This is a genomic window from Marinomonas phycocola, assembly GCF_047525455.1.
In the GTDB taxonomy this organism is placed as follows: domain Bacteria; phylum Pseudomonadota; class Gammaproteobacteria; order Pseudomonadales; family Marinomonadaceae; genus Marinomonas.
In genome coordinates this window covers 353094-373431 of record NZ_JBLIXL010000001.1, presented here as the reverse complement: position 1 = coordinate 373431, position 20338 = coordinate 353094, and the positions used below count along the sequence as shown (strand labels likewise).

The 20338-nt window shown below is 41.1% G+C and carries 15 protein-coding genes; 7 read left to right on the top strand and 8 right to left on the bottom strand.

The window, feature by feature from the left end; all coding sequences use genetic code 11:
- The 4 genes from ACMUMJ_RS01825 to ACMUMJ_RS01810 all read right to left on the bottom strand — a co-directional run.
- Window positions 1-4164: retention module-containing protein (locus tag ACMUMJ_RS01825; protein WP_414677088.1), on the bottom strand; the 4164-nt coding region annotated here is incomplete at its 3' end.
- A 193-nt stretch (window positions 4165-4357) separates the two neighbouring features.
- Window positions 4358-5572, bottom strand: a complete 1215-nt coding sequence (locus ACMUMJ_RS01820; protein ID WP_414677087.1) for a tetratricopeptide repeat protein — start codon at window positions 5570-5572, stop codon at window positions 4358-4360.
- Between the two features lie 55 nt (window positions 5573-5627).
- Complete coding sequence (locus ACMUMJ_RS01815; RefSeq protein ID WP_414677086.1) at window positions 5628-6053, bottom strand: protein tyrosine phosphatase family protein; 426 nt, start codon at window positions 6051-6053, stop codon at window positions 5628-5630.
- 29 nt (window positions 6054-6082) lie between these two features.
- Window positions 6083-6361 (bottom strand): peptidylprolyl isomerase, encoded by a 279-nt coding sequence (locus ACMUMJ_RS01810; RefSeq protein WP_414677085.1) that lies wholly within the window; start codon window positions 6359-6361, stop codon window positions 6083-6085.
- Between the two features lie 116 nt (window positions 6362-6477).
- Between ACMUMJ_RS01810 and ACMUMJ_RS01805 the strand changes: the two genes are divergently transcribed.
- On the top strand, window positions 6478-7275 hold the full coding sequence (locus tag ACMUMJ_RS01805; RefSeq protein WP_414677084.1) for a response regulator transcription factor: 798 nt from the start codon (window positions 6478-6480) through the stop codon (window positions 7273-7275).
- Between the two features lie 68 nt (window positions 7276-7343).
- Here the strand turns inward: ACMUMJ_RS01805 and mutT are convergent, their stop codons facing one another.
- The 4 genes from mutT to nfuA form a co-directional block, all read right to left on the bottom strand.
- Window positions 7344-7724 carry an 8-oxo-dGTP diphosphatase MutT gene (mutT, locus tag ACMUMJ_RS01800; protein ID WP_414677083.1) on the bottom strand — a complete coding sequence of 127 codons (381 nt, stop codon included), beginning with the start codon at window positions 7722-7724 and terminating at the stop codon, window positions 7344-7346.
- A gap of 11 nt (window positions 7725-7735) precedes the next feature.
- Complete coding sequence (gene argJ / locus ACMUMJ_RS01795) at window positions 7736-8956, bottom strand: bifunctional glutamate N-acetyltransferase/amino-acid acetyltransferase ArgJ (protein ID WP_414677082.1); 1221 nt, start codon at window positions 8954-8956, stop codon at window positions 7736-7738.
- 14 nt (window positions 8957-8970) lie between these two features.
- Entirely contained in the window at window positions 8971-11673 is a 2703-nt protein-coding gene (gene secA / locus ACMUMJ_RS01790) for a preprotein translocase subunit SecA (protein ID WP_414677081.1), read from the bottom strand.
- A gap of 295 nt (window positions 11674-11968) precedes the next feature.
- Window positions 11969-12550: a Fe-S biogenesis protein NfuA gene (gene nfuA, locus ACMUMJ_RS01785; RefSeq protein WP_414677080.1), complete on the bottom strand. Its 582-nt coding sequence runs from the start codon at window positions 12548-12550 to the stop codon at window positions 11969-11971.
- A 230-nt stretch (window positions 12551-12780) separates the two neighbouring features.
- On the opposite strand from nfuA, the gene ACMUMJ_RS01780 reads away from it, so the two are divergent.
- From ACMUMJ_RS01780 to fusA, 6 genes are all read left to right on the top strand, one after another.
- Window positions 12781-14442, top strand: a complete 1662-nt coding sequence (locus ACMUMJ_RS01780) for a nitrite/sulfite reductase (protein WP_414677079.1) — start codon at window positions 12781-12783, stop codon at window positions 14440-14442.
- Window positions 14426-14893 (top strand): DUF934 domain-containing protein, encoded by a 468-nt coding sequence (locus ACMUMJ_RS01775; RefSeq protein WP_414677078.1) that lies wholly within the window; start codon window positions 14426-14428, stop codon window positions 14891-14893. Before ACMUMJ_RS01780 ends, ACMUMJ_RS01775 begins: the two co-directional genes overlap by 17 nt.
- 141 nt (window positions 14894-15034) lie before the next feature.
- Window positions 15035-15703 (top strand): TIGR04211 family SH3 domain-containing protein, encoded by a 669-nt coding sequence (locus ACMUMJ_RS01770; protein ID WP_414677077.1) that lies wholly within the window; start codon window positions 15035-15037, stop codon window positions 15701-15703.
- A 1-nt stretch (window position 15704) separates the two neighbouring features.
- The gene (locus tag ACMUMJ_RS01765) at window positions 15705-16874 is read left to right on the top strand and encodes a cation:proton antiporter domain-containing protein (protein WP_414677076.1); all 1170 of its coding nucleotides are present in this window, start codon (window positions 15705-15707) and stop codon (window positions 16872-16874) included.
- 129 nt (window positions 16875-17003) lie between these two features.
- Window positions 17004-17780 (top strand): ferredoxin--NADP reductase, encoded by a 777-nt coding sequence (locus tag ACMUMJ_RS01760; protein ID WP_414677075.1) that lies wholly within the window; start codon window positions 17004-17006, stop codon window positions 17778-17780.
- A gap of 385 nt (window positions 17781-18165) precedes the next feature.
- Complete coding sequence (gene fusA / locus ACMUMJ_RS01755; protein ID WP_414677074.1) at window positions 18166-20250, top strand: elongation factor G; 2085 nt, start codon at window positions 18166-18168, stop codon at window positions 20248-20250.
- Window positions 20251-20338 lie beyond the last annotated feature (88 nt).

Below are 20338 nucleotides of genomic sequence, written 5' to 3'. Positions count from 1 at the left end.
AGTAATAGACGTTACGGTACCTCCTGATTCTAAGTAACCGCCGACTAGTAGATTACCTGCTTCATCAAACTTAATGTCAGGGTCATAATCCACATAAGTATCAACCGTATGAGTTGAAGAGCCTGTTGTGTCGATCCTATTACCCGCCTCATCAGAAGAGCTCACAACCGCATCGAAGTCGGTATCCTTGGCCAAATCAGAACCTGCCACGTCAACAGACCATGTGTTATCTGATTTGACTGTTGTTGTGTAAGTTTTGCTGTTGATTACCAAGGTCACTTTATCGCCTTCTGCAATATCGCCGCCTCTCGCTGTACCTGTCACAGCGATCGTTTGATCACTTTCCGCCTTGTTGATCACGTCATCAGACGTAATCGGATTGACTGTTACAGAGGCAACAGCAACAAGTACATTAACATTAGCAGTATCACTCCCACCGTTACCGTCACTGATTGTATAAGTAAGAGAGGCCGTACCAGTAAAGCCAGAAGCTGGAGTAAACACTAATTTATTCTCTACAACTTCAACAAGTCCTTGATCCGAAGGGACATTTGCTTTCGTAATGATTAAATTATCTCCATCTCTATCAGTATCGTTATCAAGCACATCAATTGTAATTACTGATTCAGGTGACATGCTAGCAGAATCATCTGCCGCGACAGGCGTATCGTTTGTTCCGTTGATCGTGATCGTAACGGTTTTTGTTTCGCCACTCGCTGTGGTCACTTCGAACGTATCGGTCTCGGTTTGACCTGCATCCAACGCTTGCACGTGGTCCGCTTCGTTATTCAGCGCATACGTCCACACGCCTTTTGCGTTAATGCTGAACGAACCGTACTCGCCTGGAGCGTCTTCTTGTGCCACGAAAATGGATTCATCGGCATCCGCATCGCTAACTGTCAAGGTGCCTACTGCTTGTAGGACCCCATCTTCTGTCACATTGCCGAGTAACGACTCTTTACTATAGACAACATCTTTGAACGAGAAAGATTCAAACTCAATAAGAATGTTGGTATCACCCTGATCATCAACAACAATTACATTTCCATTATCAGCTAATGTAATCGACTGCATTTCCGAAATCGCTTTACTAAACTTAGCCGTATCATCACCTGCACCGCCATCGATAGTCACTGCATCATTGTCATCGTCAGCGTTTATATTAACTGTATCATTATCTTTACCAGACAGTACAAAGTCATCTTCTGACTCTGTCTTTATCGAAGCATGAGAACCATGATAGTAATGTACTGTGTTCGACTCAGCACTAACATTACCATATATATCAGTTTGAACCGCTTTGAAAAATTCATTGTCATTCACAGGAACATCGTCCAGATTAGAAATATCTACCGTCCAGTTACCGCTGCTGTCTACTGTGATTAGTAGGTCTTCAACTTTAGTGTATTCACCCGTTTGGGTATTATTTCCTTTTGTAGTAGAGTTTGAAATCACATAAAGAGTGATTGACGCACCCGGCTCTCCCGTACCATGAAGCGTTACAAGAGAATAATCAGAAGCCTCAGAGTCGTCTGTAATGTTAGTAATAACAGGAGGCGCAACAAAGATAACCGCGCTTGCTGCTGTATTCGATACCTTATCTGATGTATTGCCAGCCGCATCCGACAAGGTCGCTGTCACGGTGTCTTCTGGAGATACTTCAATGGTAATCCCACTTGCAATCAAAGCTTCTGTTAATTTGATTGTAACGGAACTTCCATCATTTACAGTATAGGTCAATGTATCTCCAACTTCAGATCCGGTCACAGTAATTGTCGCTGTAACTGTATTATCGTCTCCCAGCTCATTACTATTATAAACACCATCAGATCCAGGGCTTTCGAACGAAATAGACGGTGTCGCTATCTCATCATCTACCGTATGAGTTGAAGAGCCTGTTGTGTCAATCCTGTTACCCGCCTCATCAGAAGAGGTCACAACCGCATCGAAGTCGGTATCCTTGGCCAAATCAGAACCTGCCACGTCAACAGACCATGTGTTATCTGATTTGACTGTTGTTGTGTAAGTTTTGCTGTTGATTACCAAGGTCACTTTATCGCCTTCTGCAATATCGCCGCCTCTCGCTGTACCTGTCACAGCGATCGTTTGATCACTTTCCGCCTTGTTGATCACGTCATCAGACGTAATCGGATTGACTGTTACAGAGGTAACAGAAACAAGTACATTAGCAGTATCATTCCCACCGTTACCGTCACTGATTGTATAAGTAAGAGAGGCCGTACCAGTAAAGCCAGAAGCTGGAGTAAACACTAATTTATTCTCTACAACTTCAACAAGTCCTTGGTCCGAAGGGACATTTGCGTCCGTAATGATTAAATTGTCTCCATCTCTATCAGTATCGTTATCGAGCACATCAATTGTAATTACTGATTCAGATGACATGCTAGCAAAATCATCTGCCGCGACAGGCGTATCGTTTGTTCCGTTGATCGTGATCGTAACGGTTTTTGTTTCGCCACTCGCTGTGGTCACTGTGAACGTCTCGGTCTCGGTTTGACCTGCATCCAACGCTTGCACGTGGTCCGCTTCGTTATTCAGCGCATACGTCCACACGCCTTTTGCGTTAATGCTAAACGAACCGTACTCGCCTGGAGCGTCTTCTTGTGCCACGAAAATGGATTCATCGGCATCCGCATCGCTAACTGTCAAGGTGCCTACTGCTTGTAGGACCCCATCTTCTGTCACATTGCCGAGTAACGACTCTTTACTATAAACAACATCTTTGAACGAGAAAAATTCAAACTCAATAAGAATGTTGGTATCACCCTGATCATCAACAATAATTACATTTCCATTATCAGCTAATGTAATCGACTGCATTTCCGAAACCGCTTTACTAAACTTAGCCGTATCATTACCTGCACCGCCATCGAGAGTCACTGCATCATTGTCATCGTCAGTGTTTATAGTGTGTGTATCGTCATCTGCACCAGACAGCACAAAGTCATCTTCTGACTCTGCATTTTGCGAAGTACTATCACCATGCCAGTAATGAACCGTGTTCGAATCAGCACTAATATTACCATTCGTATCAGTTTGAACCGCTTTGAAAAATTCATTGTCACCCACTGGAACATCGTCCAGATTAGAAATATCTACCGTCCAGTTACCGCTGCTGTCTACTGTGATTGGTAGGTCTTCAACTGTAGTGTATGCACCCGTTTGGGTATTATTTCCGTTAGTAGTAGAGTTTGAAATCACATAAAGAGTGATTGATGCACCCGGCTCTCCCGTACCATGAAGCGTTACAAGAGAATAATCAGAAGCCTCAGAGTCGTCTGTAATATTAGTAATAACAGGAGGAGCAACAATCCGTGGAGGTGTTGGCTCTTCAGTCGGTGCGGACGTTGGTGCTTCAGTGGGTGCCGAAGTCGGTGCAGGTGTTGGTGCTTCAGTCGGTGCAGGTGTTGGTGCTTCAGTCGGTGCAGGTGTTGGTGCTTCAGTCGGTGCAGGTGTTGGTGCTTCAGTCGGTGCGGGCGTTGGTGCTTCAGTCGGTGCAGGTGTTGGTGCTTCAATCGGTGCGAGTGTTGGCGCCTCAGTCGGTGCGGATGTTGGTCCTGTTGTGGATCCAGCCGCTGAATTTGAGTCGGTACCTATGTTGGATGATCCATTAGGAGATATGGATGTATTAATGTCGTTTTCAACATCAATGAGATTCTCATTCCCCCCCCCTAGATCACTTGGATTCGTATCATATCCATACTCAGGTAACGCCTCTTCTCCTGTTCTTTGAACCGTCTCGGCCCCTCCTAAACCACCTTCTTCTGCATCCGCTTCTTCGCCTGCTGCTGGAGCCTCTTGAATTAACGTCGGGTCAATACCTGCCAAGATAGCCTCTTGTAACGCATCAACATCAGAAGACGAGTCTGCAATTAGCTCTTCAGATTCTCCTATGAAATAAATCTCATCTGTTATTTCAACAACAGAATTATTTTCAATGACAATTTGAGTACCATCAATGAATTCAATGATAGCGGAACCAGTCAACGTAGAGACGACCGTCTCACCATAAAATATCGGATCCCCGACATTTATTGAACGTTCTTGCCCATCAATTGATTGAACACTCACCGCGCTGCTTACTTGAATCACAACACCGACAGCGTTACCCAAAGTTGCAACTGAAACTTGATTATCACTCATAGCAATACTTGACCTTTTTATATGATTTTCGTTACCTCATAAAATAAGCCATTACATCAAACAAAAATACTGTACTTTGGTACTAGAAAACACCTTAATCATTGATAATTCATCATTAAAAGCCAACTTAAAAGCAAAACTGAATCATTTAACCATTCAATCAAATACCCCTACAGACCCAATTAATAACAAACTAATCCAACAAATTACTTCTCACTTTCAAGCAAGGCAATTTATCAACCCAATATTTTAAGCGAACCAACTGACTTTCTTTTTGCACGGCAAACACGTCTTGACCAACATGCGCACTATTATCCCCCTGAACAGCCGTAGGCCAGTCCACAGATCTATAACTGCTAAAACATCGGTCATGAATCAAACTATAATCACAAATATTTGGCCAAATACAATCCCTCAAAAACCATTGATCAATATTAGGCGTTTCCAACATACCAGAATCATATTCTGCGATTTGATCATCAATATCTGCAATTACACCTGATACACCTCCCCACATACCAGCAAGAATTGGATCCGTGTGAGTCCACCAGTCCCTCATCACATGAAAAGCCTGCCCAGAAGAAACCCACTCAAGCACAGCATCAAGTTCGCGCTTGTTTACAACAGAATCAACATCCCTTATTAAAAATCGCCTTACACCTTGATCATTTAAGACCTTAAACCTCCAAGTCAACTTCTGCCCCAATGAATCAGACTCATTCTCGAAAGCCACTTCTGCACCCAACTCTCTTAATGTACAAACAAAGCTTTCAGGAACACTACCATCAAGATAAAATCGGCAGATCCATCCTGGATATAGGTATTTACTACCAATCAAATTATCCAACGCCCCCCTCAGATAACAAGGATCATTTCCCCACAATGAAAAAGAAATAACATCTTGTCTTGACTCATCCTGAAGGTTTTTTTTCACTAACTCACTAACATCTGCCTCAACCAGCCCACCCCTTCTTTTTCCACTCTTTAACAACAAGGAGCGCTCACCCGCACACTTAGCTTTATCGAAAAACGACAATTTTGAAAAAGCACCACACAAAATATCCTGCGAATAGAAATCATTCAAAACCTTAGACTGATCAGCACCATTTAACACCTCTATCGCTTTTTGGTATTGCTTGTACCTAACCAAGCTAGCAGCATAATTACGAACAACTTCAAAGTCTTTCGAATCGAGCTTATAGGCTTGCTCACAAGCCATACAAGCAGAAGCATAGTCATTCATAATAAAAAAATAATAACCAAGTTGAATAAAGTAAGAGACCGGTTTGGGAAACGAAGATTCATTTAAAGAAGCCACAACAGACTGAACAGCCTTAACTCTCTCACCTCTTTCCCAAGCAGCATGCGCCTCTTGATTCCACCCCTTAACCTTCTTAATCTCTTTCATTAATGCCTCTATAACAATCTAGACTAGACACCTTATTCACCATTAAAAACACACTTCAACCTTTTAACCCCTCCATAACTCCCATACAACGAGCTAAATCAATACCAGAAGCCTGAACATCACCGACTAACTCTTCAAAGGACTTATCAGCGCCCTCATTATTTAAAACCCACAACACGGAAGAGCGAGTACCCGTACGACAAAAAGCCAACACCTTAGACTTGCCAGAGCAAGCCTCTGCTTGAACACCCACTTCACTCAACGAAAGACTAGAAAGTACGATGGGGTTTTCAACATATCTCAACCCCGTTGATTCAACTGCATCCCTTAAACTATTACCATTCGGCTGTTCGTCAGATTCGCCCTCTGGGCGATTATTAATAACAAGATCAAAACCCATCTCTTTAATAGACGGTATATCATCAGTAAGAATCTGAGGGGCAACATAATAATTATCAGACAATTTAATAGGGCTAAACACAAACACCTCTCAACATTAGAAATGAAACACTAGTTTCGGTATAAGACTTTAATTAGATGAAAACCAAATTGAGTTTTAATTGGCTCCTGCACCTGTAGCAAAGGCCCTTTAAATACAGCTTGATCAAACGCTCTCACCATATCACCTTTCTTAAATTCACCAAGATCACCCCCTCGCTTTGCAGAAGGGCAGGTGGAATGCTTTTTTGCTAGCTGATAAAAGTCACCACCTTCATCTAATTGTTTTTTGATTTTTTCAGCTTCTACTTTCGTTTTAACCAATATGTGACACGCACTTGCTACACCCATTAATCCTCCAAACCCAAACCCATTTTATGCGTTGGCAAATTTAAACAATAAAGCACACCCTACAACATTATGGTAACCTCAATCAATACAACTTAATTGCCAGCAAGAGAGAATAAATGACTAACCACATCTTTACTCAGGATTTATCTGTTTTACTTATTGAACCCTCTGACGTTCAAAGGAAGCTTATTTCTAGAGCGCTATCTGATGCAGGGATACCTATCGTAGAATATGCATCAAACATAGACGAAACACTAACAGCACTCACCACGTACACGCCCGACCTGGTAATTTCATCAATGTACCTCTCTGATGGCACCGCAGATGACTTATTACAACACATCAGACACAACCCAGACACAGAAAGCCAGGCATTTATGTTGGTGTCGAGCGAGCACAACAAAGCATACCTTGAAAAACTGCGCCAATCAGGTGTCTTAGCGATTCTACCTAAACCCTTTGATAGCCAAGATCTCACTAGAGCAATCAAATCAACCATGTCTTATATCAGCAGTGATGAAATAGATTTAGAATTTTTTGACCCTAAAGATTTGAAAGTATTAGTCGTTGATGACAGTCGCCTAGCAAGAAAACACATAATGCGAACAATGAGCAGCATGGGTATTGAACAGTTCGACGAGGCTGAAAACGGCAAAGAAGCTATATCATTACTTGGAGAGGAAACTTATGACCTAATTGTAACTGATTATAATATGCCAGAAATGGATGGTAGAGAATTAACTGAGAAAATCAGAATGACATCTGAACTTGCTCACATACCTATTTTAATGGTGAGCTCCGAATCCAATGAATCACACCTATCAAACATAGCCCAAGCTGGCGTTGATGCAATTTGTGACAAACCATTTGACCCAAACACAGTCAGAGAACTACTTGCAAATATACTTAACTAACCAATAAAACAAAATAAAAGCGCCATTCGGCGCTTTTATTTTTTTGAATTCAGATGCATTTTAAAAAACTAATTCTGAAATCGCTGCATCAAACCTTCAATAAAGGGTTCATTTGCCTTCGGAAAAGAAAAATTTAAAAGATCATCCACTGGAACCCATTGAACAATCTGACCCTCAACTCCGCGAGGCTCACCTTCAAAAGCATCAACAATAAAAAAACTTAAATTGACTTTTTTATCACCATAATCATGCTCTAGCGACATAAAATGATTCAGAGAAGAGACATGAATACCGACCTCCTCATTGAGTTCACGAATCAATGCCTGCTCAGGTGTTTCACCCGACTCGCATTTTCCTCCTGGGAACTCCCACAAACCACCCTGATGCTTATCATCAGATCTTAATGCTAAAAAAACAGATCCATTTTTTAGAATAGCACCCGCAGACACATAAACCACCATTAGGTACGGTACTCTGCGTTAATCGTCACATACTCATGAGACAAATCGGTCGTCCATACCGTGTCACTAAAATTACCTAGCCCCAAATCAATTCTAATCTCAATGTTTTCAGGCGCCATAGCAGATTGCCCCAACTCCTCACTGTAAGAGGGAGAACGAGCACCCTCTCTAACAATTTCTATTCCATTAATAGATATGCCAACCTTATGAACATCTAGAGACTCGACATTTGCTCGCCCAACAACTGCCAAAATACGCCCCCAATTTGGATCAGAAGCGAAAAGCGCCGTCTTTACTAAAGGAGAGTGAGCAACTTCAAATGCAATTTCTGTGGCGTCTTTCATGCTTTCAGCATTAACAACATCAATTGATACAAATTTTGTTGCCCCTTCCCCATCCTTAACAATTGCATGCGCCAACTCTTGCATAATAGAGGTTAGCTGAGAAACAAAATACTGAGCAAAGTCAGAGTTCAAATCCGTTAATTTACTATTCCCCGCTTTCCCCGTAGCAATCAACATACAAGAATCATTTGTCGATGTGTCGCTATCAATCGTAATGCGATTAAAACTTTTATTTGCAATTTCTTTCAATAATGACTGAAGCACATCCTGATCAACCGAGACATCCGTCGCAATAAATCCTAGCATGGTCGCCATATTAGGGCGAATCATCCCCGCTCCTTTAGAGATACCAGCAAGATGGAACGCCTGACCATCAAACTCACAAGAACGATATGCCCCTTTAGGACGGGTATCCGTCGTCATAATTCCTTCGCCAGCATCAAACCATGTCCCTAAAGACAGGCTTTCTACAGCAACGGGCAGTGATGAAAGCAATTTATCAATAGGTAAGCTCTCGCCAATTACACCCGTTGAAAATGGCAATACACTAGAAGGATCTACACCAACCAAACGAGCAACAGAGTCACAACAACTACGCGCATCTTGCATACCTTTAACACCAGTACCTGCATTTGCATTCCCGGTATTAATCAATAAATATCGTGAAGAAGATTTCGCCATGTGCTCACGGCACAACTCAACAGGGGCCGCACAAAAAGCATTTTGAGTAAAAACCCCCGCCACCGATGCACCTTCACATACTTCAAATAAAACAACATCCTTACGATTTTGTTTTTTTATACCCGCTTCCGCAAAACCAATACGAACACCATCAATTAAAGGAATGTTTGGGAATTCAGTTTTACCTACAGCCATACAACACACCCTCTTTAAACAAGACTACCATGACAATGCTTGTATTTTTTACCAGAACCACAAGGACAAACTTCATTCCTGCCTACTTTGGTTATTGACTCTTGCGACCCTTCAGTTGATTCAGTACCTGAAGCTTCACTATCAGACATCATAGGAGGCATATTTTGCTTCATTTTCTCTTCATACTCTTTTCGAGCTTGCTCTATCTTTTGAGACTCCTCAGGAGACTGAACCTTAACCTGAGTCACAATTTGAACTACATCAAATTTAATTTGCTCTAACAAATTCTGAAACAACTCAAAAGATTCTCTCTTATATTCTTGCTTTGGATTTTTCTGAGCATACCCCCTTAAATGAATGCCTTGACGAAGCATGTCCATTGTTTGCAAATGCTCCTTCCACAAAGAATCTAACACTTGCAACAATACCTGCTTTTCAAACATTCTGATGGATTCAGCACCTGCTATTGACTCTTTTTCAGCATAATCCCCAATAAAAGCAACAAGGATTTTCTCTCTAAGCGGCTCTTCATAAAGCTTCTTATCTTCATCCACCCATTTCTGAATAGGAAGCTCAAGAGAGAAGTCTTGCATTAACTTTTCTTCCAACCCTTTAAGATCCCATAGATCAAAAATACTTTGAGGCGGAATAAATTCATCAATAACACCTGCAACAACTTCCTCACGCATTCCTATAACAACCGCAGATAAATCATCAGATTTCATCATTTCAAATCGCTGATTATAAATAACCTGTCTTTGATCGTTTGCTACATCATCGTATTCTAAAAGCTGCTTACGAATGTCGAAGTTTCTACCTTCAACCTTCCTCTGAGCTTTTTCAATCGCATTCGAAACCATTTTATGCTCAATAGCCTCGCCTTTCTCCATTCCTAGGGCAACCATCATCTTTTTAATGCGATCAGACATAAAGATTCGCATTAAACTGTCTTCTAAAGAAAGATAAAAACGAGATGAACCCACATCCCCTTGACGGCCCGCTCGACCTCTAAGCTGATTATCAATACGACGTGATTCATGTCGCTCAGTACCAATAATATGAAGGCCCCCAGAAGCCAAAACCGCATCATGCCTTGCTTGCCACTCCACCTTTAGCTCTGCAATTTGCTCTTCTGATACAGAATCACCCAACTCGGCAATTTCGACCTGCAAATTGCCTCCCAAAACAATATCGGTACCACGCCCCGCCATATTAGTCGCAATAGTCACCGAGCCAGGACGACCAGCTTCGGCAATAATTTGAGCCTCGCGGTCATGCTGCTTAGCATTCAACACATTGTGCTGCATTTTTTTCTTATTTAAATGAGCCGAAAGGAGTTCAGAAGATTCAATGGAGGCGGTACCAACAAGAACAGGGCGACCTAATTCAACATTCTCTAATATATCTTTAACAATAGAGTCGTATTTTTCCTCTGTTGTCATAAAAATCAGATCATTATAATCTTTTCTCTGCACCGGATTATTCGTTGGTATCACAACAACAGCAAGATCGTAAATCTGCTGAAACTCAAACGCTTCCGTATCTGCGGTGCCTGTCATCCCAGACAATTTATCGTACAGACGGAAGTAATTTTGAAAGGTAGTAGAAGCCAAAGTCTGACTTTCAGCCTGAATAGCCACACCTTCTTTCGCTTCAATAGCTTGATGAATACCCTCAGACCAACGACGACCTGGCATAGTTCGGCCCGTATGCTCATCAACAATGACAATTTGCTCATCTTGAATAACATAGTCGACATTTTTTTGAAAAATCACATGCGCTTTTAAACAAGCATGCACATGATGCAATAACGTTAAATTAGACGCTGCATATAAGCTATCACCTTCCGATAACATTTCTTGCTCAAACAACCACTCTTCAACAAATGTATGGCCACCTTCAGTCAGTTCAATATTTTTCTGAGATTCATCAAAGGTATAATGACCCACTTCAGCATCTTCACCCTCTTCTTGCTTAACTAAAAGAGGTGCCAAGAGATTAATTTTCCTATATTGCTCAGAGCTGTCTTCTACAGCACCAGAAATAATTAAAGGCGTTCTAGCTTCATCTATTAATATTGAGTCAACCTCATCGACAACAGCAAAAAACGGATCCCTCTGTGCACGATCCTCAAGCTTAAAGACCATATTATCGCGCAAATAATCAAAGCCAAACTCGTTATTGGTTCCATAAGTAATGTCACTTAAATAAGCCGCACGCTTTTCGTCTCGTGACTGGCCGGAATACACAACCCCAACAGACATATCGAGAAACTCATACAAAGGGCGCATCCAGTTTGCATCCCTTTTTGCCAAATAGTCATTCACAGTAACAACATGAACGCCCTTTTGAGCAATCGCATTAAGGTATACAGCCAATGTAGCAACTAAAGTTTTACCCTCACCCGTTCTCATCTCGGCTATTCTGCCTTCATGAAGAACCAAACCACCAATTAACTGAACGTCGAAGTGACGCATTCCCATTACACGTTTACTCGCCTCACGCACAACGGCAAACGCTTCCGACACCATTGAGTCCAATGTTTCGCCAGCAACAAATCTTTCTCTAAATTCTACTGTTTTCTTTGCTAGCAGTTCGTCTGGAATATCTTCAAAGGAGGATTCAAGCTGATTAATTTTAATTATAAGTTTTTTAAGTCGCTTTACTTCTCGGTCATTTTTTGTACCGATGATTTTTTTTATGACACTTCCTAACATCTTAAATCCAACGCCGCCAATTAATAATAAATAGAGTCTATCAGATCAATATAGACAAAACATAAAATATTCAAGACCTGAGTGACAAAAACAAATTCCTATTAGGAAAAATATCTATAACGATAACCAGTAGTTACACTCTCTAAAACTAGGCATTCCCATCCTAACATCACATAAAAACAGAAACTTAAGGTGACTTGTTTTCAAACATAAAAAAAGCCAGCGTAAATTCCCATGCTGGCTTAAATGCAAAGTCACAGTCCCTTTCTTTTTAGATAGAGACAGATACCTTAAATTACATAAATGCGTTATCAGTAACCGTATGATCTGTAGAGTCTTTAACTGCAGTCAGACCAGAAACTTTTTCGATTAACGTTTTTTCAACACCTTCTTTAAGAGTCAAATCGACAGCACTGCATCCTTGACAACCACCACCAAACATCAACACAGCAATCTGCCCGTCAATTACTTCAACCAAACTTACTTCACCACCATGAGCTGCAAGTCCAGGATTGATATCGGAGTACAAAACATAATTGATTTGATCTTCAATTGGACTATCAGCCGACACCTTCGGCATTTTGGCGTTTGGTGCCTTTATCGTTAACTGACCGCCCATCTTCTCTTTTGAATAATCAACAAACGCTTCATCCAAAAAGGCAACCGAATTCTTTTCAATAAGAACTCTCAATTTAGGCAAATTCAGCACCTCATCTGAATCAATGGATTCTTCAGGGCGACAATAAGCCAAACATGTTTCAGCATAGGGAGTGCCTGGTTGCTGGATAAACATTCTTACAGACATACCATCAACATCTTGCTTTTCTAACAAAGAAGACAGGTATTCTTGAGCATTATCAGTAATCGTAATATTCATATAAAACCTTATATCAAACTCTAGGCAATCAATGAACCTATAATAACTCAAAACAACGCCAAAACGAAAGACCTACTAAAAAAGTAAGGTATTATTTTTAACTATCGCTTAATCAATATGCCTTATTAGAAAAACCCCTAAACATATAGATAAATATTCATTTTTAGAATAAGGGATTTTTGCTACAGTACACACACTTCTTTATACCATCAAAATAACGGTCCATTAATATGTATCAATATGACGCAATTGATCACCAACTCGTTGCAGAGCGTGTTGCTCAGTTCCGAGATCAGACTGAACGATTCTTAAACAAAGAATTAAGTGAGCAAGAGTTTTTACCTCTACGCCTTCAAAATGGCTTATACGTACAACGCTATGCACCAATGCTACGCGTTGCTATTCCATACGGAATGCTATCAAGCAAGCAATTAAGAGTACTTGCAGACATTAGCCGCCGTTACGACAGAGGCTACGGTCATTTCAGCACTCGTCAAAACTTACAATTTAATTGGCCTAAATTAGAAGACGTGCCAGATATTTTGGCAGAACTGGCCGACGTTGAAATGCACGCAATACAAACTAGCGGAAACTGCATTCGCAACACAACTACCGATCAATATTCTGGCGTTATTTCGGACGAAATCACGGACCCTCGCCCATACTGCGAACTCATTCGCCAATGGTCTACTTTCCACCCAGAATATGCATTTTTACCACGTAAGTTTAAAATTGCTGTGAATGCAACTGAGAGCGCCGACAGAGCAGCCACTCAAGTGCACGATATTGGTTTACACATTAAGAAAAATGCAGCTGGCGAAATTGGCTTTAAAGTTATCGTTGGAGGAGGCTTAGGCCGTACGCCTATGGTCGGATCGACAATATGTGACTTTATACCGCGAGCAGACCTATTAACTTACTTAGAAGCCATTATTCGTGTCTACAACCAACATGGTCGTCGTGACAACAAATATAAAGCGCGCATTAAAATCCTTGTTAAGGCACTGGGTATAGATGAATTCCGCTCTCGCGTTGAAGAAGAATGGAAGCATATCAAAGGCAAAGAAAGCACTGTGCCTGACGCTGAATTCACTCGCTTGCAACGTTTTTTCACTGAACCAACGTATGAAATTTTAGAAAACAATGGTGCCGCACTAACAGATAAATTGGCAACAAGTACTGGTTTTTCCCGTTGGTATGAACGCAACACATTCCCTCACAAAAAAGACGGTTATCGAATTGTCACACTGACACTTAAAAAAGCAGGCCAAGCACCAGGCGACGCAACCGCAGATCAAATGGACAAAGCAGCCGATCTCGCCGACAAATACAGCTTCAATGAACTACGTGTCAGCCATGAACAAAATTTAGTATTAGCAGACGTAAGGCAAGATCAGTTAATTGATTTATGGAACGACTGCAAAGAAGCAGGCTTTGCGACCCCCACACTGGGACTATTAACCGATATGATTTGCTGCCCAGGCGGTGATTTTTGTGCATTAGCAAACGCAAAATCCATCCCTATTGCAGAACAAATTCAAGAAGAGTTCGAGAATCTTGATTACCTTTATGATATCGGAGAACTGGATCTTAACATTTCGGGTTGCATGAACGCGTGTGGTCATCACCATGTCGGGAACATTGGCATTCTAGGCGTTGACAAGAAAGGGGAAGAATTTTACCAAATATCTATCGGTGGCGCTTCTGGGCATGATGCCAGCATCGGCAAAATATTGGGCCCTTCATTTGCTCAAGAAAATATTAGTGATGTAATCCATAAATTAGTGGATGTCTATATTCAACAAAGAACTCCCGAAGAGCGTTTTATTGATACTTATCGCCGCATCGGAATCACTCAATTTAAAGAGGCCGCTTATGCAAAAACTAATTAAAGACGGTGCAATTATCGAGAACAAATATACTTTGATTCAAGATGAGGACACATCAATCGATCAAAACAGCATCATACCTGTTGATAAGTGGCTAGAGAACTCTAGCCCAGTTGCTGGTGTATGGCTTGATAGCGATCAGAATCCAAGCCTATTGGAAGGTGTTAACCTAAATCAATTTTCAGTAATTGGAGTAAACTTCCCAGCATTTGTTGACGGTAGGGGCTTTACTTATGGCCGACTATTACGTGAAAGATATAATTTTAAAGGCGAACTTAGAGCGTTAGGTAACTTTATTCCTGATCAACTTGGCTATTTATTACGTGTAGGGTTTAATAGTTTTGACTTCCCAGCCGAAGTAAATCTCGACAATGCATTAAAATTACATAAGCCATTTGATGTAAAATACCAAGGCGATGCAAATGATCCAAGACCTCTATTTTTGCGTCGATAATTCGTTTTACTCGTCAGACAGTATGTAAAATGTTTAATAGATAAGAAAAAGGCCCTTAACGGGTCTTTTTCTATTGCGTATTCACACACTCCTCTTTATCGTATGTTTTGATTGAAGATATTGATTGTTAAGGGTCTTATTGTGTTTTATAAAATTATTTCTGGTTTTTTCATTTCTGTAGTACTTTCTTCTTCCGTACTTGCCGCTACCGTTTACGTTTCCGACATACAGTTTGTTGCTATTAGAGAAGGGCAAAGCAACAATACGAGAGCAACAGAACGAGGCATTAAAAGCGGCACACCTCTTGAAGTACTATCAAAGTCAGGAGGATATACTCGCGTAAAAACACCTTCAGGGAATATTGGCTGGGTCGCCGATTACTTTTTAAGCGATGACAAAGTCAGCAGAGATCTACTTGTTAACCTACAAACTCAAATTACAACGCTGTCTAAAACAAAAATAACACTACAAGATGAGTTAGATGAAGCGACAATACTGACAGACCAACTGAAATCAGACGTTGAAAAACTGACCTCAGACAAATCAAACCTAGAGCAGCATTTAGCAGAATTAAATGAATTAACCCAAAAAGCGCAAGAAATTGTCAGCCAAAATGATGAAAATGCTTTTGAAATCAGCTCCCTTAAACAGAGATTAATAAACGCTCAAGAAAAAGCAGATAAACTTCAAGCTTCCAATGAGCAGAAATGGTTTGCCATTGGTGCAGGTACATTACTTAGCGGATTACTGATAGGTGTACTCATTCCTTTAAACAAACGTAAAAAAGTAAACAATAGCTCTTGGTCGTAGCATGGAAGCATCCATTGTTCATTCATTCTTTTTAATATTTGCAGGTGCAACCGTTATTGCAACGTTTGCACTTTATACAAGACAGCCATTAATCATCGCTTACATTGCTCTTGGCGCACTACTTGGACCATACGCACTCGGCCTAATCAATGAACCAGAATTAATGAACGAGATGTCACATGTTGGCATTATATTCTTATTATTCCTGCTCGGCTTGGACATGCAACCAAGTCATCTAGTCAATATGCTAAAAAAAGCATCCTGGATAGCATTACTGTCATCCATTGTCTTTGCTAGCTTTGGTTACGTCATTGCACTAGCATTTGGATACTCTCAGACAGAAAGCATCATTGTTGGCATAGCTATGATGTTCTCCAGTACAATAGTTTGCATTAAATTACTCCCAACCACAGTACTGCACCACAAACATACAGGCGAACTTGTAGTGGGATTACTACTACTGCAAGACATTATCGCCATTGCCGTACTACTTGTTTTATATAGCATTCAAAGCAGCAGCGACTCAGGTATCATGCAATTTGTTTTACCCATTTTTGGCTTACCTGTTCTGATTGGTATCGCATTTCTATTCGTGAAGTACATCCTTTTAAAACTGATCACCCGCTTTGATCGCTTCCACGAATACATTTTTTTAGTCTCTATAGGATGGTGCTTAACGACAGCAATAACCGCAGAAGTAATCGGTCTCTCAGCCGAAATGGGCGCATTCATTGGCGGGGTAGCTCTCGCAACCAGCCCAATATCCCAATACATAGCCACTAATCTGAAACCCTTGAGAGATTTTTTTCTCATACTCTTCTTTTTTACTATCGGTGCCAGTTTCGATCTAAATTTATTAGGGGCAGTAATAATTCCAGCCATTACTCTAGCCGCAAGTAGCGTAGCCCTTAAACCCGTTGTCTTCAGATACCTACTAAAAGGCTTGAAGGAGGATAAATCAACCTCTTGGGAAGTTGGTTTTCGATTAGGTCAAGTAAGTGAATTTTCATTACTCATTGCCTATTTAGCAACAAGCATAGGGCTAATTGGGAACCTAGCCTCCCATGTCATACAGGCAACCGCTATCCTAAGCTTTGCTCTGTCCACTTACGTTGTAATTCTAAATTACCCATCCCCTATCGCAATTTCTGACAAATTACGCAAAGATTGAATAAAACTAACAAGAATATAGAAAGAAAAATGAATAAGCCCTACCTATTAAGAATATCTAAACTATCCATAGGACTTTTTCAGCCCTAGGCAATATAGTTACTCTAATTATTATTTTTGGAGACATATCATGGCATCATTAAGTTCCGCACAAGTAACTGCCATCCACCACTGGAACGATGGACTATTCAGCTTTAAAACCACACGAGATCCAGGGTTCCGCTATAAAAACGGCCAATTTGTTATGATAGGCTTAGAAGTCAACGCAAAACCACTTTTAAGAGCTTACAGCGTAGCAAGCCCAAACTATGCCGAGGAATTAGAGTTCTTTAGCATCAAAGTGCCCGATGGAGCACTTACCTCTCGATTACAAAACATCAAAGTTGGCGATAATGTCATTATTGGAAGCAAAGCAACTGGTAGCCTCATTGTAGATGACTTACTTCCAGGTAAAAATCTTTTCCTACTGTCTACTGGCACTGGATTAGCCGCATTTATGAGCGTCATTCAAGACCCTGAAGTCTATGATCGTTTCGAGAAGATCATTTTAGTACACGGCACTCGCTTCATTTCAGATTTAGCTTACAAAGACTTTATAGAAAAAGAGTTACCCGATAATGAGTTTTTTGGTGAAGAAATATCACAAAAACTCATCTACTATCCTACTGTCACTCGAGAAGAGTTTACAAATCAAGGTCGAGTCACAGAGCTAATACGCAGCAATAAATTAACCCACGACATAGGCTTACCTCCCCTCAATCCAGAAACAGACAGAGTCATGATATGCGGCAACCAGTCTATGCTATCTGAGTGCAGAGAAATACTTGATGATAAAGGCTTCTCTATTTCACCAAAAATTGGTGAAACTGGAGACTACGTTATTGAGCGCGCCTTCGTTGAACAATAACAGATAATACCAAAGGGAGGTTGGCTGGTAGCCTACATCATTTACTCACCTCCCTTCACTCACCCAGAACCAATTAAAAGCACATCTAATCTCTGCCTCTTTAGAATTTTCACCCCATATACCAGCCTACACCGAAAAAAAACGATCCAAATCAGGAAGATTCACACTCTTCTTACAGAGTAAGTAAAGGATCGCTTTTTCATTCGTCATTTTTGCTCTATAATCCCCCGTGAATTTACATTATCAATTTCTTTACTCGCTTTAGTAAGTCGATTTATCGCCTTTAGTAGTAAGAAAATAATGAAATAACTAACGTGAAATACCTAGAGTAACAATCTAAGTCTTTTTCGCGAATTTTTTGTCCTTCACTTATTAGAGTAGAGCAATGGCTGACTTATCAAAATACAGAAACATCGGTATTTTTGCCCACGTTGATGCGGGTAAAACAACCACTACAGAACGTATTCTTAAACTTACAGGTATGATCCACAAAATCGGAGAAGTTCACGAAGGTGAATCTACTACTGATTTCATGGAACAAGAAGCTGAACGTGGTATAACCATCCAGTCTGCGGCTGTTAGTTGTTTCTGGAATAACCACCGCTTCAACGTTATCGACACACCTGGACACGTCGACTTCACAGTAGAAGTATATCGCTCTCTAAAAGTACTTGACGGTGGTGTTGGTGTCTTCTGTGGCTCTGGTGGTGTTGAGCCTCAATCTGAAACTAACTGGCGTTATGCCAATGAGTCAGAAGTTGCTCGTATCATCTTCGTAAATAAACTAGACCGTTTAGGCGCTGATTTCTATCGCGTTACAAAGCAAGTTGAAACTGTTCTAGGTGCAAATCCATTAATCATGGTGTTGCCAATTGGTACAGAAGATGAATTTTCTGGCGTTGTAGACTTACTTTCTCGCAAAGCTTATATCTGGGATGAAACAGGTCAACCAGAAAACTACAAAATTGAAGACGTTCCTGCGGACATGGCTGACAAAGTTGAAGAATTCCGTGAGAAACTAATCGAAACAGCTGTTGAACAAGACGATGACTTAATGATGGCTTACATGGAAGGTGAAGAGCCTGCTATTGAAGACATTAAACGCTGCATCCGTACAGGTACTCGTGATCTTGCATTCTTCCCTACTTATTGCGGCTCCGCATTCAAAAACAAAGGCATGCAACTACTTCTTGATGCAGTAGTTGATTACCTACCAAGCCCGACTGATGTTAAGCCTCAAGACCTTACTGATGAAGAAGGCGAGCCAAATGGCGAGAAAGCAATTGTATCTGCTGACGAACCATTTAAAGCACTTGCATTTAAAATCATGGATGACCGTTTCGGCGCATTAACATTTGTACGCGTTTATTCTGGCGTTTTAAACAAAGGCGACACCATCCTTAACAGTTTCACAGGCAAAACAGAACGCGTTGGACGTATGGTTGAAATGCAAGCCGATGACCGCAAAGAAATCAACAGCGCCCAAGCTGGTGACATCATGGCTATTGTAGGCATGAAAAACGTACAAACAGGTCATACCCTTTGCGACATTAAACACCCTTGCACACTAGAAGCAATGGTTTTCCCTGAGCCAGTTATCTCTATTTCTGTTACACCTAAAGATAAAGGTGGTAACGAGAAAATGGGTATTGCTATCGGTAAAATGGTTGCAGAAGATCCAACATTCCGCGTTGAAACAGATCAAGAAACAGGCGAAACAATCCTGAAAGGTATGGGTGAACTTCACCTGGACATTAAAGTCGATATCCTTAAGCGTACATATGGCGTTGACTTAGTCGTTGGCCAACCTCAGGTTGCTTATCGTGAAACCATCACTCGCGAAGTTGAAGATTCTTACACTCATAAGAAACAATCTGGTGGTTCCGGTCAGTTTGGTAAGATCGATTATCGCATCAAGCCAGGTGAGCCAGGCTCAGGCTTCAAGTTCTCCTCTTCTGTTGTAGGCGGTAACGTACCAAAAGAGTTCTTCCCTGCTGTAGAAAAAGGCTTCAAGTCCATGATGGAGGAAGGTACCCTAGCAGGTTTCCCTGTATTGGATCTAGAAGTTGAACTATATGATGGTGGATTCCACGCAGTTGACTCCTCTGCCGTAGCATTTGAAATTGCAGCTAAAGGCGCTTTCCGTCAATCCATCCCGAAAGCAGCTCCACAGTTGATCGAACCAATCATGAACGTTGACGTTTTCACTCCAGACGACCACGTTGGTGATGTCATTGGTGATCTTAACCGTCGCCGCGGCATGATCAAGGACCAAGAGAAAGGCGTTACAGGCGTTCGAATCAAAGCAGACGTCCCTCTATCTGAAATGTTTGGCTACATCAGTACGCTACGCACAATGACCTCTGGTCGCGGCCAGTTCTCTATGCTGTTCTCTCATTATCTACCTTGCCCAAATTCTGTGGCGGAAGTGGTAATTGAAGCGCAAAGAGCGAAGAAAGAAGAAAAATAATCTTCTTTAAACAACTCTCAAAACCCACCACTAGGTGGGTTTTTTTTACTCAAAAAGCCATTTCAAAAGCCAACAAACCCCATTAAAA